General features: G+C 39.4%; 1 tRNA gene and 2 rRNA genes. All 3 read left to right on the top strand.

What is annotated here, in order from left to right:
• Window positions 1–102 (top strand): 5S ribosomal RNA (gene rrf / locus L2737_RS22180); the annotation flags it as partial.
• 49 nt (window positions 103–151) lie between these two features.
• Window positions 152–227, top strand: a tRNA-Thr gene (locus L2737_RS22175).
• An 18-nt stretch (window positions 228–245) separates the two neighbouring features.
• Window positions 246–361: ribosomal RNA gene (rrf, locus tag L2737_RS22170) — 5S ribosomal RNA — on the top strand.
• The last annotated feature ends 1,143 nt before the right edge of the window (window positions 362–1,504 follow it).

Raw genomic sequence — 1,504 nt, 5'->3', positions numbered from 1 at the left:
CATTGTGGTACCACCTGATCCCATCCCGAACTCAGTAGTGAAACGCAATCGCGCCGATGATAGTGTGGGGTCTCCCCATGTGAAAGTAGGTCATCGCCAAGCGCCTAATTTAAGTCTTAAATTACTGACAAGTAATCTTGAGCAAGATCATGCTGATATGGCTCAGTCGGTAGAGCGCATCCTTGGTAAGGATGAGGTCCCCAGTTCGATTCTGGGTATCAGCACCATCTTTAAAACCAGATTTGTCTGGGGACAATAGCATTGTGGTACCACCTGATCCCATCCCGAACTCAGTAGTGAAACGCAATCGCGCCGATGATAGTGTGGGGTCTCCCCATGTGAAAGTAGGTCATTCCCAGACGCTAAATTTCTCTTTATGAGAGCAGATAGCCCGTTACTTACGTAACGGGCTTTTTTGTGTTTGAAATTTGAGCTTGCTCAAACGGCCACTTAGCTAATAAATAGTGTGGAATACATGCCAAGGATAACAAAGTAGGCCATTACCAAGCGTTATAGCCATACATCCTATCGATCATATATTGATAGAGTGGATGGCCCATTACCCACTTATAGAGCTTATTTTTAAAATTATGAGTTGGATTTCGCCAAAGCTTTATCATGATACTAGAAATATTTTGGTTAGGAGCCTAACAACTGCCGCTCACTAAGATTTACTTAAGTTCCTTTTTAAATATAGCTCTATCTTCCTCAAGCAGAGGAGCTGCAACTAAACAATAAAAAGTTGCTATTCATTTCAGTACAGGTGTTTACTGCCTGTTCTACTGTTCTACTGTTCTACTGTTCTACTGTTCTACTGTTCTACTGTTCTACTGTTCTACTGTTCTACTGTTCTACTGTTCTACTGTTCTACTGTTCTACTGTTCTACTGTTCTACTGCTTAGTCGTAAGTGGCACTTTGGCATAACCTCTTATCCATCTAATCCATCTAATCCATCCAATCCATCCAATCCATTATCTTTTGTCTAGATAAAATTAACTCAGTATGGAGTTTATAGCGTAGGCATGTTGTCTTTATATTATGCTGTTAAAAATGATCAGACTTCTTTAATTAGTGCTAAATGTTTAACTAGACAGAAACGCTGTGCCTGTAGTTTTAGCTTCTATGGCCATAATTAAGAAACAATAAGATTAATTACCAATAGGAATGTGGATAGTTTCTATACATATTATCTAGTGGACTTGAACAATTTCGAGTTTTAAAAGTTAAGCATTGAGGTTGAAGGCTTTATATACTTAAGTCTCCTACAATTTAAGCGGGCTTTAATGCGCCTGGAATTATCGATTTAATAGCCATTATGTGGATAAGTTTGGGGGTAACTCGTGTGTATCCTGTACTTAAGCAAGGAATGCAAAATAACTTCATTTTTATGTAAAAAAGCCCTTGCGCGAAAATCTGATTTGCCTATAATGCGCATCCACTGACACGGCAGAGCGCAATAGCGAAACACTGAGTCAGGTTGATTTGAGATGGTTTTAACCGCTT

It is taken from the genome of Shewanella electrodiphila (assembly GCF_023283985.1).
Classification (GTDB): Bacteria; Pseudomonadota; Gammaproteobacteria; order Enterobacterales; family Shewanellaceae; genus Shewanella; species Shewanella electrodiphila.
The sequence above is the reverse complement of the archived record's forward strand: the minus strand, read 5'-3'. Positions and strand labels throughout refer to the sequence as shown.